Here is a 13,824-nt window from a genome sequence, read left to right on the forward strand (position 1 = left end):
CCGGCAGGTCAGGCCAGCGTCGCGTCCTCGAGCGGGGCGAAGCTGCCCGTGGCCTCGTCCAGGACGCGGAGGGAGCCGTCCATCACGGCGAAGTGGAGGCCGTGGAGGTGGAGGTCGCCCGCGGTCTCGCGCTCAGCGAGCCAGGGGAAGGTGCGGAGGTTGCCGAGGGACTGGCGGATGGCGGCCAGCTCCATCGCGGTCTGGTCCTGAAGGGGGTCCACGCCGTCGCAGGCCAGGCGGGTGGCGGGGGCGGCAATCTCCATCCACTGGGCGATGAAGTCGCCGCCGGTGGTGTCCATGCCGCGCAGGGCGTTCTGGCGAAAGACGCTGATGCCGCCGCAGGAGGCGTGGCCGCAAACGACGATGTGGCGGACCTTCAGCTGGCGCACGGCGAACTCGATGGCCGCGGAGGTGCCGTGGTAGGTGCCGTCCGGCTGATAGGGCGGGACCAGGTTGGCGACGTTGCGGACGACGAGCATCTCGCCGGGGTCGGCGTCGAAGACGACCTCGGGCGCGACGCGGCTGTCCACGCAGGCGATCATCAGGATCTCGGGGCTCTGGCCCTTCTCGGCCAGGCGGGCGTAGCTCTCGCGCTCCCGCCGGAAGCGCGTGTGGCGAAAGCCCTGGTAGCCCTCGATGAGGCGCAGGGGTAGGCGCGCGGGAATTTTCATGCGGCGGGGTTCAGGCCGGGGTGGCGGGCGCGGCGTCGTAGGGCGGCTTGGAGAGGCCGGCGGGGGAGAGGGTGAAGATCTCGCAGCCCGTCTCCGTCACGCCCACCGTGTGCTCGAACTGGGCGGAGAGGGAACGGTCCCGCGTGACGGCCGTCCAGCCATCGTCCAGCACCTTCACCTCGGGGCGGCCGGCATTCACCATCGGCTCCACCGTGAAGAACATGCCGGGCTTCAGGACCGGGCCTTCGCCCGGGCGGCCGAAGTGGAGAATGTTCGGGGGGGCGTGGAACTTGCGGCCGACGCCGTGGCCGCAGAAGTCCCGCACGACGGAGAAGCGGTGCTTCTCCACGTAGGACTGGATGGCGTGGCCGATGTCGCCGAGCGTGTTGCCGGGCTTCACGGCGGCGATGCCGCGCATCATGGATTCGTAGGTCACGTCGATCAGCAGGCGCGCCTTCGTGGTGGGCGTGCCGGCCACGTACATGCGGGAACTGTCGCCGTACCAGCCGTCGAGGATGGGGGTGACGTCGATGTTGAGGACGTCGCCCTCCACCACCACGCGGTCGCCGGGGATGCCGTGGCAGACGACGTGGTTGATGCTGATGCAGGAGGACTTGGTGTAGCCGCGGTAGCCGAGCGTGGCGGGGGTTGCGCCGTGGTCCAGCATGAAGCTGTGGCAGAGCTCGTCGAGCCTGCCGGTGGTGACGCCGGGGCGGACATGGGCCGCGATCATGTCCAGGCACTCGGCCGCCAGGCGCCCGGCGCGGCGCATGCCCTCGAAGTCGTCCGGTCCGTGGATGGGGATGCGGCGCGCTTCGCCGGCGGTCTGGTCCATGCGGCGAAAATGCGCGCCCCACCGGGCGGTTGCAAGGCATGGCCGGGATGCAAGGGGCGGGGATGCAAGGGGCGGGGATGCACGGGGCGCAAGGCGCCTCAGGCCGGGAGGGCGGCGCGGATGGCCGCTCCGCCCAGGCGGGCGGCGGCGAGGAGGCGGGGCTGTTCCACGCCGGCGCGGGCCATGGCGGAGAGGCCAGAGAGCAGCGTCGAGACGTAGTCGGTCAGGGCGTCGGCCCTGTCGGGGTGGCGGGCGGCAATGAAGTCGCGGATGGCGCAGGTCCCGGCCTCGGCGGTGGCACGGGCGGCGTCGCGCGCGGCGGGGTCGCCGCAGCGCTGGCCTTCCAGGGCGAGACAGCCGGCGGCGGCGGGATCGGCGGCGTAGCGGCGCGCGGCCTCCTCGATCAGGTCGGCGAGCGCCTCCGCCACCGGGCGGCCGGGGCTGAGGATCTCGGCCAGGGGCAGGGCGCCGGCGCGGCCGTAGCGCTCCAGCACGCGGGCGTAGAGGCCGGCCTTGCTGCCGAAGGCGGCATAGAAGGATGGAGGATTGATGCCGAGCGCCGCGGTGAGGTCGGCGACGCCGACCGCGTCGTAGCCGCGGGCCTGGAACAGGGCTTGGGCGGAGGCGACGGCGGCCTCGGGGTCGAAGCGGCGGGGCCGTCCGCGGGGGCGCGGCATATCTGTAGCCATCGCTAAAAAAAGCCTTGACGGGTTGGCACGTGGATTTATGTAGTGCTCGCTATATTGAACGGCAAGGAGATCTGGTCATGGCCGGACTGAAGGGTAAGCGCGCGCTCGTGCTCGGTGGCAGCCGGGGCATCGGTGCGGCGATCGTGCGGCGCCTCGCCGCGGACGGGGCGGAGGTGGTGTTCACCTATGCGGGGTCACGGGAGGCGGCGGAGCGGTTGGCGGGGGAGACGGGCGCGAGGGCCGAGCTGGCTGACAGCGCGGACCGGGATGCCGTGGTCACGCGGGTGCGGGAGAGCGGGGCGCTGGACCTGCTGGTGGTGAATGCCGGCGTGGCCATGATGGGCGACCCGCTGGAACTGGACGCGGACGAGGTGGACCGGATGATCCGCATCAACGTCCACGCGCCCTACCACGCGGCGGTGGAGGCGGCCCGCCGGATGCCGGACGGGGGACGGATCGTGGTGATCGGCTCCAATGTGGGGGACCATGTCGGGTTCCCCGGCATCGCGGCGTACTCGATGACGAAGTCGGCGGTGCAGGGGATGGTGCGCGGGCTGGCGCGGGACTTCGGGCCGCGCGGGATCACGGTGAACGCGGTGCAGCCGGGGCCGGTGGACACGGACATGAACCCGGCGGACGGGCCGCTGAAGGAAACGCTCTACGGGATCATGGCCCTCAAGCGGCACGGGCGGCCGGACGAGATCGCGGGGTTGGTGGCCTGGCTGGCGGGGCCGGAGGCCGGCTTCGTGACGGGGTCGATGCACACGATCGATGGGGGCTTCGCGGCCTGACCGCGGCCGGGCGGCAGGCAGGCGCGCCGGCCGCCCGGCCCGGCCTTGTCGCTTCTCCTCCCCCTCCGGGGCTTCGCGCGGGGCGCGGGCGGGCGCAATAAGGGCGCGGCCCGGCGGCCTGCCCGGCCGCGCGCGGGGGGTGACGAGGCTTGGCTGTTTCGGGGTTGGACGCGGCGGAGGGTGTGGCGGCCTCCTCGGGTGATCCGGTGCCGGGCCCGCCCCCGAACACGCGGCTGACGGCGATCATCGTCGCCTCCGCCCTCATCATGCAGAACCTGGATTCGAGCGTGATCGCGACGGCGCTGCCGGCGATGGCGCGGGACCTCGGGAGCGAGCCGCTGCACCTTTCCGCGGCCATCACCTCCTACCTCGTCGCGCTGACGGTGTTCATCCCGCTCTCCGGCTGGGTGGCGGACCGGTTCGGGGCGAAGCGCGTGTTCATGATCGCGATCGGGGTCTTCGCCTTCGCCTCCGCGCTGTGTGGGCTCTCCCAGGGGCTAGGGCAGCTCGTGGCGGCACGGGTGATTCAGGGGCTGGGGGGCGCGATGATGCTGCCCGTCGCGCGGCTGCTGCTGATGCGGCAGGTGCGGCCGGCGGACGTGGTGCGGGCGACGACCTGGCTGACGATGCCGGGGTTGCTGGGGCCGATCCTCGGGCCGCCGCTGGGCGGGTTCCTGACGGACACGGTGACCTGGCGGGCGGTGTTCTGGATCAACCTGCCGGTCGCGGCGGTCGGGCTGCTGGCAGTGTGGCGGTTCATCCCCGCGAGCCGGGAGAGGCCGCCGCCGCGGCTGGACGTGGTGGGGGTGACGCTGATCGGGGCCTCGCTGGCCCTCCTGATGTTCGGGGCGGAGACGGTGGGGCGCGGGGTGCTGCCGGAGTGGCTGGCGGTGCTGGGCCTGGTGCTGGGGGCTGGGCTGGGGTGGCTGGCGCTGCGCTGGGTGCGGCGGGCGCCGAACCCGGCGCTGGACCTCTCGCTCTTCGCCGTCCCGTCGTTCCGGATCGGGGTGGCCTCGGGCAGCCTGTTCCGGATCGGGGCGGGGGCCTCGCCCTTCCTGCTGCCGCTGTTCCTGCAGCTGGGGTTCGGAGCTTCGGCGACGGTGTCCGGGCTGATCACGCTGGCAACCGCGCTGGGGGCCTTTGCGATGAAGCCGATGACGAGCGTGGCGCTGCGGTGGTTCGGGTTCCGGGACGTGCTGGTGTGGAACGCGCTGCTGGTGGCGGTTTCCTTCGCGGCCTGCGCGCTGTTCCACCCGGGCTGGCCGATGGCGGCGGTGTTCGTCGTGCTGGCGCTGGGGGGGCTGGCGCGGAGCCTGCAGTTCACCTCCTCCAACGCGCTCTCCTACGTGGACGTGCCGCCGGGGAAGCTTTCCGGGGCGACGGCGATCGCGGCGACGGCGCAGCAGCTCTTCATGGCGCTGGGCGTGACCTGGGGGGCGGGGTGGCTGGCGGCTTCCGCCTCGATCGCGGGGCGGGGGGAGCCGGCGGTGGCGGATTTCGCGGTGGCCTTCCTCGGGGCGGCGCTGCCGCCGCTGCTGAGCATGGCGATCTCGGCGCGGCTGCCGGCGGATGCGGGGGCGGCGGCCTCGGGGCATGTGCGGCGGGTGAAGGCGGGCTGAGCCGGGTGGCGGACCGCCCCGCGGAACGGCCGGCGCGGTAGCGGAAAGTTCAAGCCGCGCGGGCGCGGGCGGCGGCTGGGCAGGCGGTGCGGCTGTGGCAAGCTGCGCGAAACGAGAATCACGGTCCACGCCATGCGCCTGCTTCGCTGCCTGATGGTTGCTGCCTCTCTGATGGGGAGCGGCGGGGCCCTTGCGCAGGGGTTCGAGCTGCCTGGGCTCTCGGCGGAGTCGTCGCGCTACGCCAGCACGCTCACCGCGCGGTTCCCCGCCGGTGGCACGCCCGCGCAGCGGACCGCGGCGGAGCGGCGGGCGCGGGAGGCCGAGGGGCGCGGGGACTGGGCGGCGGCGGTCGCGGCTTGGGAGGAGCGGCTGGGCATGGCGCAGCCCCGGCCGGAGATGTGGCTCTCTCTCGCGCAGGCGGCGATGCGGCGGGTGCCGCCGGACCCTGCCAAGGCGCTGCAGGCGGCGCAGCAGAACTTCAACAGCGTGGAGGCGGGGGAGGCGGAAGTTCCCTCCCTGCGGGTGATGGCGGACGCGCTGCGCGCCCAGGCGCGCTGGCCGCTGGTGATCCAGGTGATGGAGGCCGTGGTCGAGCGGCTGCCGGAGGACCAGGGGGCGAAGGCGGCGCTGGCGGATGCGCGGCGCGAGGCGGGGATGCTGCTGCGGCGGGTGCAGACGGAGCCGGAGGCGGAGCCGGCGCGGGCCTGCCTGGCCTTCACCGTCACGCCGCGGCGGGCCGACAACTGGCAGCCGGAGGACTGGGTGCGGGCCGAGCCGGCGATCTCCGGCCTGGCCGTGGTGAAGGAGGGCGACCGGCTCTGCGTGGCGGGGCTGCCCTGGGGGCGGCGGACGCGGCTGGTGCTGCGCGCCGGGCTGCCGGGCGAGGGGGGCGCGAATCTGCGCGCGGACCTGCCCGTGGACGTGGCGATGCCGGACCGGGCGCAGCGGATCGGCTTTGACAGCAAGGCCTTCATCCTGCCGCGCGGGGCGCCGCCGCGGGTGACGGTGGCGACCATGAACGTGGAGCGGCTGAACCTGCGGCTGGTGCGGGTGAGCGAGCGGAACCTCGTGCCGCTGGTGCAGGGCAACCGGCTGGGCGAGGAGCTGAGCGGGTACCAGGCCGAGGAGATCCCGGAGAGCCGGGGGCGCGTGGTGTGGGAGGGCACGGCGGAGGTGCCGCGCTACCAGCGCAACGCGATGCAGCGCACGGCGCTGCCGCTGCCGGAGGCGCTGACGGGATCCGGGCCAGGTCTTTTCGTTCTGCTGGCGCGGAACGCGCAGGACGGGGAGCGGGAGACCGGCAACACGGCGGCGCTGCCGATCATGGCGACCGATCTGGGGCTGACGGCGTGGCGCGGCGGCGAGGGGCTTGCGGTGCAGGCGCGCGGGCTGGGCGATGCGCGGCCGAAGGCGGGCGTGCGCGTGGCGCTGATGGCGCGGAACAACGACATCCTGGCGGAGGCGACGACCGGGGATGACGGGCTGGCGCGCTTCGGCGGCGCGCTGCTGCGGGGCGAGGGGCCGGTGGGGCCGGTGGCGATCCACGCGCAGCTGGGCGAGGACCTGGTGGCGCTGGACCTGGAGGCGGCCTCCTTCGACCTGTCCGACCGCGGGGTGACGGGGCGGCAGTGGCCGGGGCCGGTGGATGCCTTCCTCTGGACGGACCGGGGGATCTACCGGCCGGGCGAGGCCGTGAGGCTTTCCCTGCTGCCGCGCGATCCGGCGGGGCGCGTGGTGGACCTGCCGATCCGGCTGCGGCTGCGGCGGCCCAACGGGCAGGTGGCGGCGGAGGCGGTGCCGGAGCGCGGGCCGGAAGGGGTGGTGCTGTGGGCGCCGACTCTCTCCGCCGGTGCGCCGGCGGGCGGGTGGACGATCGAGGCGCTGCTCGATCCGAACCGGCCGCCCATCGCCTCCATCGGGATCCAGGTCGAGGCCTTCGTGCCGGAGCGGCTGGCGGTGACGGCGGGGCCGGCGCCGGGGCCGCTGGTGGGCGGGGCGCCGTTGCAGCTGCCGGTGGAGGCGCGGTTCCTCTACGGCGCGCCGGGGGCGGGGCTGACGGGGCAGGCAGAGATGCGCCTGGCCGTGGATCCCGAGCCCTTCGAGGCGTGGAAGGGCTGGCGCTTCGGGCTGGCGGAGGAGCCCTTCGACGGCGGGCTGCAGACGATCGACGTGCCGGAGCTGGACGCGGACGGGAAGGGTTCCGTGCCGCTGACGCTGCCGAACCTGCCGGACACGTCCCGCCCGCTGCGGGCGGAGGTGGTGGTGACGATGGCGGAGCCGGGCGGGCGCGGGAGCCGGGCGACGGCGGCGGTGGGGGTGCGCTCCGCCAACCCCTTCGTGGCGCTGCGGCCGGCGTTTTCCGGCGGTTCCGTGGATGATGGCGGCGAGGCGGTGGTGGAGGCCGCGCTGGTCTCGCCCACCGGGCAGGCGCTGTCCGGGCGGCTGCGGGCGCGGCTGGTGCGGGAGCGGCCGAGCTGGAAGCTGACGCGGATCGACGGGGTCTCGCGCTACGCGACGGTGTGGCAGGACGAGCCGGTGGATTCCGCGGACCTCACGGTGGCGCCGGGGCGGCCCGGGCGCTTCGCGCGGCGGCTGGGCTTCGGGCGGTACCGGCTGGAGGTCTCGCAGCCCGGCGGGATGGCGATCGCGACGCTGCGGTTCCGCTCGGGCTGGGTGGGGTCCGATGATCCGGCGGTGCCGGACAAGGTGGACGTGGCGGCGGACCGGCAGGCCTATGCGGGCGGGTCCACGGCACGGCTGCGGATCACGCCGCCCTTCGCCGGGCGGGCGAGCGTGGCGGTGCTGACGGACCGCGTGCTCTCCGTACGGGACGTGGACGTGGCGGCGGGCGGGGCGGATGTGGAGATCCCCGTGGATGCGGGCTGGGGGCCGGGCGCCTGGGTGGCGGTGACGGTGTTCCGGCCGGGCGAGACGCCGGTGCCCGGCGCGGCTTCGCCGTCGCTCGGTGCGGCTTCGCCGTCGCTCGGTGCGGCTTCGCCGTCGCCCGGTGCGGCTTCGCCGTCGCCCGGCGGGGTTGCCGCACCCCGGCGGGCCATTGGGCTGGCCTGGGTGGGGGTGGACCCCGCGGCGCGGCGGCTGGAAGTGGCCGTGGAGGGCGAGGCGCTGCTGCGGCCGCGGCGGCGGGTGGACGTGCCGGTGCGCGTCTCCAACGCCGGCGGGGCGGCGTACCTGACGCTGGCGGCGGTGGATGAGGGTATCCTGCGGCTGACGCGCTTCGCCTCGCCCGATCCGGCGGCGCACTTCCTCGGGCGGCGGAAGCTGGGGCTGGATATCCGGGACGATTACGGGCGGCTGATCGCGCCCGCGGATGGCGAGCCGACGGTGCTGCGTCAGGGCGGCGACGACGACATGGACCTGGCGGGGGTGCAGCCGCCGCAGCGGGTGGTGGCGCTGTTCTCCGGCGTGGTGGCGGTGGGCGCCGATGGGCGCGCGGTGGTGCCGCTGGAGTTGCCGGAGTTCAACGGGGAGCTGCGGCTGATGGCGGTGGCCTGGTCCGGGGACCGTGTGGGGTCCGGATCGCGGCCGGTGACGGTGCGGGACCCGGTGGTGGCGGAGGCGCTGCTGCCGCGCTTCCTGGCGCCGGGGGACGAGGCCCGGCTGCCGGTGCTGCTGCACAACCTGGACCTGGCCGGGGGCGGGGTGCGGGCGAGCGTGTCCGTGGAGGGGCCGCTCTCGGTCGAGGGCGGGCAGAATCTCGGCGGCGACCTGGCGCAGGGGCAGCGGGCGCTGCCGGCGGCGACGATCCGTGTGGCGGGTGCCGGCGAGGGCGTGGTGCGCGTGGCGGTGACGGGGCCGGGTGGCTACTCCGCGACACATGAGAGCCGGATCACCCTGCGCTCCCCGCGGCCGCTGCTGCGGGAGGTGGCGGTGGGATCCGTGGCGCCGGGGGCGACCGTGGGGGTGGCGCCGGACCTGGCGCGCTTCGTGCCGGGGACGACCTCGGTTCGCGGCACCTGGGGGCAGCCGGTGCGCTACGACCCGGCGGCGCTGATGCGGGTGAACCTGGACTTCCCCTTCTCCTGCGGGGAGCAGGCGGCGAGCCGTCTGATGGCGCTGGTGGGATTCGAGGCGGCGCCGGACCGTGACGTGGGGATGCAGCGGGCGATCGCGCAGATCCTGGACAAGCAGCGCTACGACGGGAGCCTGGGGCTGTGGTCGGCGAGCGGGTCGGCGGACCGGTTCGTGACCTCCTACGGCGCGGAGGCGCTTCTGCGCGCGAAGGCGGCGGGGGCGACGGTGCCGGAGGCGCCGCTGGAGGCGTTGCTGAAGAGCATTCGCGAGGATGCGGACAGCTCCTACATGGAGGAGCCGCTGGACCGGGCGGTGATGGCCTATCGCCAGTACGTGCTGGCGCTGGCGGGGCGCGGGCTGCCGGGGGCGGCGCGCCGGCTGTTCGAGGGGCTGGACCAGCTGCCGACGCCGCTGGCGAAGGCGCAGCTGGGCGCGGCCTTCGCGCGGATGGGCGATCGTGCCAGGGCGGAGGAGGCCTTCGCGGCCGCCCTGGCGGCGCCGGCGCGGCGGGCCTGGCACGAGGATTACGGCAGCGCGGCGCGCGACGCGCTGGCGGTGACGCTGCTGCTGAAGGAGAGCGGCGTGCTGGAGGGGCGGATGGCGGAGGCGCTGGGCCGGGTGCCCGGGGCTGAGCTGACGCCGGAGGCGGCCTCCACCCAGGAGGCGGCATGGGGGGTGCTGCTGGCCTCCTCGCTCGGCAAGGACGGGCGGCCGGTGCGGGTCTCGCTCGACGGGCGGGCGCTGGCGGTGTCGCCGGTGGTCTCGGCGGTGCTGGGCGGGCGGGCGGAGGTGCGGAACTTCGGCGACCGGGCGGTGCCGCAGGCGGTGTCCCTGGCCGGGCTTCCCGTGCAGGCGCAGCCCGCCGGGCGGGCGGGGATGCGCATCTCCCGCCGGTTCTTCAACACGGACGGGACGCCGGTGAACCTGGATACGCTGCGGCAGAACCAGGTGTTCCTGATGCAGGTTGAGGCGCGGGCCGAGACCGGGGAGACGCACCGGGCCATGGTGCAGCAGGGGCTGCCGGCGGGGTGGGAGATCGTCGGGCGCGTGGGCGGCGAGGGGACGCTGGCGGGGATGGACTTCCTCGGCGAGCTGACCGCCGCCGACGCCTTCCCGGCGCTGGACGACCGCTTCGCCGCCGCCGTGACGCTGACGCCCGAGAGCCCGGTGGCGCGCTTCGCCGTGCGGGTGCGGGCGGTGACGGCGGGGCGGTTCGAGCTGCCGGGGGCGGAGGTGCGGGACATGTACCGCCCCGCGGTCTTCGCGCGGCAGAACACGGGGAAGGTGAGCGTGGCGCCGGCGCCGTGACGGGGCGCTGCCCGGGGTGCGCGTTGGGGTGCGCCCTGGGGTGAGTCGGTCAGAAGGGCGCGCGGCCGGCGCTGTTGCCGGGCGGGCTGTAGCGGCAGACCAGGACGTCCGCGGCGCCGGAGGCGAGGGCGCAGCCCAGGGCCTCGGTGCCGCGCCAGACCATCTGGGTGTAGTGGCCGGTGCGGGCGAGGTCGCGGGCGCCGGCGCGGAAGGCCGCGCCCTCCGCGGCCCAGGCCCGCGCCATGCTCTCCACGGTGTAGGCGCCGCGGGTGCCGGTCCAGAGGTTCTCTCCTCTGCGGTTCTCGCCGTCGCCGATCCCGGGCTCGTGCGCGAGGCGGCCGGTGGCGGCGAGGCGGCGGGCCCAGCGATCGGCCTCGGCGGCGAGGGCGGGATCCCAGCGGAGCGGCGGGACGCCGACGGCCGCGCGCTCCGCCGCGTCGACGGCGAGGAGACGGGCGGGCAGGTCCGCCGGGCCCGTGGCGCAGGCGGCGAGGAGGAGCGGGAGGAGAGGGGCGGCGCGCATGGGCGGGAGGTGGCGCCGGCGCGGCGGGTTTGCAGCACCGGGTCCGGCGGGCGCTTGCTGGCGGAGCCGGCCGTGCGAGGATGGCAGGGCTGACGGGGCGGCCGGGCGGAGGGGGTATCGCGTGCGGTTCGGCATGGGCCGGTTCGGCAGGAGCAGGTTCGGCATGAGCAGGTTCGGATTCTGGGCGGGCCTGGCGCTGGGGCCCGTGGCAGGCGCCCTCGTGCTGTTCCTGGTGCTGGACCGTGTGTTCCCGCCGGACCTCTCCCGCCTGGAGACGGTGGGGCGGGTGGTGGTGGACCGGGAGGGGCGGACGCTCTCGGCACTGCCGGCGCCGGGCGGGGTGTGGCGGCTGCCGGTGGGGGCGGAGGAGGTGCCGCCGCATCTGGTGGAGCTGCTGGTGGCCGCGGAGGACCGGCGGTTCTGGCGGCATCCCGGGGTGGACCCGATCGCGCTGGGGCGGGCGGCCTTCCAGTGGGCGCGGGCGGGGCGGGTGGTCTCGGGCGGGTCCACCCTGTCCATGCAGGCGGCACGGCTGCTGGAGCCGCGGCCGCGCAACCTGCGGAGCAAGGCGATCGAGGCCTTCCGGGCGGTGCAGCTGGAGTGGCGGCTGGGCAAGCCGGGGGTGCTGCGGGCCTGGCTGACGCTGGCGCCGATGGGCGGGAACCTGGAAGGGGTGCGGGCGGGGTCGCTGGCCTGGTTCGGGCGGCCGGTGGAGCGGGTCTCGGTGGCGGAGGCGGCGCTGCTCGTCGCGGTGCCGCGGCGGCCGGAGGCGCTGCGGCCGGACCGGCACGCGGAGGCGGCGCGGGCGGCGCGGAACGCGGTGCTGACGCGGCGCGGGGCGCCGGCGCTGCCGGAGGTGGAGCGGCTGGCGGCGCTGGCGGAGGGGACGCCGGATGCGCGGCGGCGGATGCCCGGGCTGGCGCCGCACCTCTCGCGCGAGGTGGCGCGGGGGGCGACCGGGGGTTTGGTGCCGGAGGCGCCGGGAGGTTCGGCGCCGGGGGCGCCCGGGACTGGGGTATCCGGGGGCGTGCTGCGGACCACCCTGGAGGCTGGGCTGCAGCGGGCGATGGAGGGGATCGCGCGGGAGGCGATGGCGGGGCTGCCGGAGCGGGCTTCCGTCGCGATCGTGGTGGCGGATCTACGATCGCGCGAGGCGCGGGCGGTGGTGGGCGGCGAGTGGCTGGCGGAGGGGCGCGCCGGGGCGCTGGACCTGACGCGGGCGGTGCGGTCCCCCGGTTCCGCGCTGAAGCCGCTGCTCTACGCCATGGCCTTCGACCGCGGGCTGGCGCGGCCGGGCAGCGTGATGGAGGACTTGCCGCGGCTGTTCGGGGACTGGGCGCCGGAGAACTTCGCGCGCGGCTTCTCCGGGCGGGTGACGGCGGCCTCCGCCCTGCGGCAATCCCTGAACCTGCCGGCGGTGGCGCTGATGGAGGCCCTGGGGCCGATCCGCTTCGCTTCCGCCATGAAGCGGCTGGGGGCGCCGCCGCGCATGCCGCCGGGGGCAGGGGCGGCGCTGCCGCTGGCGCTGGGCGGGGCGGGGGTGACGCTGCGGGAGCTGGTGGGGGTGACCGCGGCGCTCGGCGATGGCGGGCGAGGCGGTGCGTTGCGGGTGATGGCCGGCGGGCCGCCCCCTGGTGTGCTTCCTGAGGGCGAGGCGGTGGTGCGGGCCCCGGCGGCGGAGGCGGTGGCGGCGATCCTGACCCAGCCCTTCCCGGGCGGCGGGCCGGAGGGGGTGGCGTGGAAGACCGGTACCTCCTGGGGCGGGCGGGACGCGCTGGCGGTGGGGTTCGATGCGCGCCACGCCGCCGGGGTCTGGGTGGGGCGGCCGGACGGGACGGCCATTCCCGGGGCGACGGGGCGGAGCCTGGCGCTGCCCGTGCTGGCGCGGGTCTTCTCGGCGCTGCCCTCCGCGCCGCGGGCGGTGGAGGGGGCGGTGTTGGCGCGGGCGGCCGGGTCGGCGCCGGTGGACGGGCTGCGGCTGCTCTTCCCGCCCGCCGGCGCGGTGATGGACGGGGGGGCGGTGACGATCCGGGCGGCTGGCGGGCGGCGGCCCTTCACCTTCCTGGTGGACGGTGTGCCGGTGGCCGAGGGCGGGGCGCGGCGGGAGGCGGGGTGGGTTCCGCCGGGGCCGGGCTTCTACCGGGTGACGGTGCTGGACGCGCATGGCGGGGCGGTGAGCGCGCCGATCCGGGTGCGGGGTGCGGACTAGGCGCGGTCGGCGGGCCGCCGGTTATCGGCGGCGTCGTCATCGGTGCTGTGCGTCGCGCACCTCCGGAGCGTCGAGACGAGGTCGGCGGGGACGGATGGGCCGGGGCTTCTCCCGGTGGCCTGCGCGCGCGGGAAGCCCGCCCGGGGCAGGCGTCGAGAGGTTTTACGAGACCGGAACGGAAACTACGAAGGCTCCACTCAAGATGCTGCTTTCAAAAAGGATTTCAGCCTGGCACGTCACTTGCCCTTATGATTTCGTCCTCGAGTCGGATGAGTGTCCTCGTCTGGTGGATCGGGGGGATTGAGGGAGTAATCCGATGCACGTTCGCAAACTGATCCTGGCGGCCACCGTGGCCCTGCCGGCGACCCTGGCGGCCGGCCAGAGCCTGGCCATTCCCGTCACCTTCTCCTCCGACGGGAGCTTCTCCGGCGTCTCGGCCTGCTCCGCGACGGCCCCGGCCTGCACCGTGAGCAACAACGGCAACACGCTGACCCTGGGCACCAGCTCGTTCCTCGGCTTTCCCGTGCAGCCCTACAGCACCCTGACCGCCGTGGATCAGGGCGCGGTGACGATCCAGACCCCGCAGAACGACTACCAGATCGGGCAGATCAACTGGACCAACAACCCGACGTCGAACGCGGACCAGAACTTCAGCGCCAACTACAACCTGGCCCTGAACTTCACCGCGCCGGCGCTGCAGAGCCTCGTCCAGACGGTCGTGCTGAACATCCTTCAGCCGACCAACCCGCCGGGCGACAGCGTCACCAACCTGCTGATCAGCGCCGCGAGCCCGCTGAACGCCTCCTTCGGCGGCCTGACGATCTCCGACATCCGGATCTCGCTCCTCGCTGGCAGCGGCGGCAGCACCTACAACGCGGCCACCGGGGCCTGGTTCAACCCGGAGAGCAACACGGCGCGGCTGCGCATCACGGCGGACTTCCGTGAGACGGCGGTGCCGGAGCCGGCCTCCCTCGCCATCCTCGGCATGGGGCTGGTCGGGCTGGGGATGACCCGCCTGCGCCGCGGCGCGAAGGACCGGACTGACGCCGCGGCCTGATCGGCGCGGCGCCGGACGGCCGGCGGCGGCATGACGTGCCGCCGGCCGTGATGGGGAGGGGTGGATGCCGGGGGCCGGCATCCACCCCTT

9 protein-coding genes are annotated in these 13,824 nt (G+C 75.3%); 5 read left to right on the forward strand and 4 right to left on the reverse strand.

Going from position 1 to position 13,824, the window contains the following annotated elements:
* Positions 1–8 precede the first annotated feature (8 nt).
* From VQH23_RS17405 to VQH23_RS17415, 3 genes are all read right to left on the reverse strand, one after another.
* Positions 9–671: a carbonic anhydrase gene (locus VQH23_RS17405; RefSeq protein WP_338661994.1), complete on the reverse strand. Its 663-nt coding sequence runs from the start codon at positions 669–671 to the stop codon at positions 9–11.
* Between the two features lie 10 nt (positions 672–681).
* Positions 682–1,506: a type I methionyl aminopeptidase gene (map, locus tag VQH23_RS17410; protein WP_338661995.1), complete on the reverse strand. Its 825-nt coding sequence runs from the start codon at positions 1,504–1,506 to the stop codon at positions 682–684.
* 98 nt (positions 1,507–1,604) lie between these two features.
* Positions 1,605–2,183, reverse strand: a complete 579-nt coding sequence (locus tag VQH23_RS17415; protein ID WP_338661996.1) for a helix-turn-helix domain-containing protein — start codon at positions 2,181–2,183, stop codon at positions 1,605–1,607.
* Between the two features lie 89 nt (positions 2,184–2,272).
* Between VQH23_RS17415 and bdcA the strand changes: the two genes are divergently transcribed.
* The 3 genes from bdcA (at position 2,273) to VQH23_RS17430 (ending at position 9,945) form a co-directional block, all read left to right on the forward strand.
* Positions 2,273–2,986 carry an SDR family oxidoreductase gene (bdcA, locus tag VQH23_RS17420; RefSeq protein ID WP_338661997.1) on the forward strand — a complete coding sequence of 238 codons (714 nt, stop codon included), beginning with the start codon at positions 2,273–2,275 and terminating at the stop codon, positions 2,984–2,986.
* Positions 2,987–3,135: 149 nt separating this feature from the next.
* Entirely contained in the window at positions 3,136–4,605 is a 1,470-nt protein-coding gene (locus VQH23_RS17425) for an MFS transporter (RefSeq protein ID WP_338661998.1), read from the forward strand.
* A gap of 132 nt (positions 4,606–4,737) precedes the next feature.
* Positions 4,738–9,945 (forward strand): alpha-2-macroglobulin, encoded by a 5,208-nt coding sequence (locus VQH23_RS17430; RefSeq protein WP_338661999.1) that lies wholly within the window; start codon positions 4,738–4,740, stop codon positions 9,943–9,945.
* Positions 9,946–9,994: 49 nt separating this feature from the next.
* Here the strand turns inward: VQH23_RS17430 and VQH23_RS17435 are convergent, their stop codons facing one another.
* Positions 9,995–10,468: a CAP domain-containing protein gene (locus VQH23_RS17435; protein WP_338662000.1), complete on the reverse strand. Its 474-nt coding sequence runs from the start codon at positions 10,466–10,468 to the stop codon at positions 9,995–9,997.
* Positions 10,469–10,631: 163 nt separating this feature from the next.
* Here VQH23_RS17435 and pbpC point away from each other — a divergent pair, with 163 nt between their 5' ends.
* Together pbpC and VQH23_RS17445 are read left to right on the forward strand one after the other, a co-directional pair.
* Entirely contained in the window at positions 10,632–12,677 is a 2,046-nt protein-coding gene (gene pbpC / locus VQH23_RS17440; protein WP_338662001.1) for a penicillin-binding protein 1C, read from the forward strand.
* Positions 12,678–12,993: 316 nt separating this feature from the next.
* Positions 12,994–13,734 carry a choice-of-anchor K domain-containing protein gene (locus VQH23_RS17445; protein ID WP_338662002.1) on the forward strand — a complete coding sequence of 247 codons (741 nt, stop codon included), beginning with the start codon at positions 12,994–12,996 and terminating at the stop codon, positions 13,732–13,734.
* The last annotated feature ends 90 nt before the right edge of the window (positions 13,735–13,824 follow it).

The sequence above is a fragment of the Pararoseomonas sp. SCSIO 73927 genome, from assembly GCF_037040815.1.
Taxonomy (GTDB): domain Bacteria; phylum Pseudomonadota; class Alphaproteobacteria; order Acetobacterales; family Acetobacteraceae; genus Roseomonas.

What these genes read in the sequence shown, in the direction of transcription:
- VQH23_RS17405 (WP_338661994.1), bottom strand. Translation starts at nt 671, where the DNA reads ATGAAAATTCCCGCGCGCCTACCCCTGCGCCTCATCGAGGGCTACCAG.
- map (WP_338661995.1), bottom strand. Translation starts at nt 1,506, where the DNA reads ATGGACCAGACCGCCGGCGAAGCGCGCCGCATCCCCATCCACGGACCG.
- VQH23_RS17415 (WP_338661996.1), bottom strand. Translation starts at nt 2,183, where the DNA reads ATGCCGCGCCCCCGCGGACGGCCCCGCCGCTTCGACCCCGAGGCCGCC.
- bdcA (WP_338661997.1), top strand. Translation starts at nt 2,273, where the DNA reads ATGGCCGGACTGAAGGGTAAGCGCGCGCTCGTGCTCGGTGGCAGCCGG.
- VQH23_RS17430 (WP_338661999.1), top strand. Translation starts at nt 4,738, where the DNA reads ATGCGCCTGCTTCGCTGCCTGATGGTTGCTGCCTCTCTGATGGGGAGC.
- VQH23_RS17435 (WP_338662000.1), bottom strand. Translation starts at nt 10,468, where the DNA reads ATGCGCGCCGCCCCTCTCCTCCCGCTCCTCCTCGCCGCCTGCGCCACG.
- pbpC (WP_338662001.1), top strand. Translation starts at nt 10,632, where the DNA reads ATGAGCAGGTTCGGATTCTGGGCGGGCCTGGCGCTGGGGCCCGTGGCA.
- VQH23_RS17445 (WP_338662002.1), top strand. Translation starts at nt 12,994, where the DNA reads ATGCACGTTCGCAAACTGATCCTGGCGGCCACCGTGGCCCTGCCGGCG.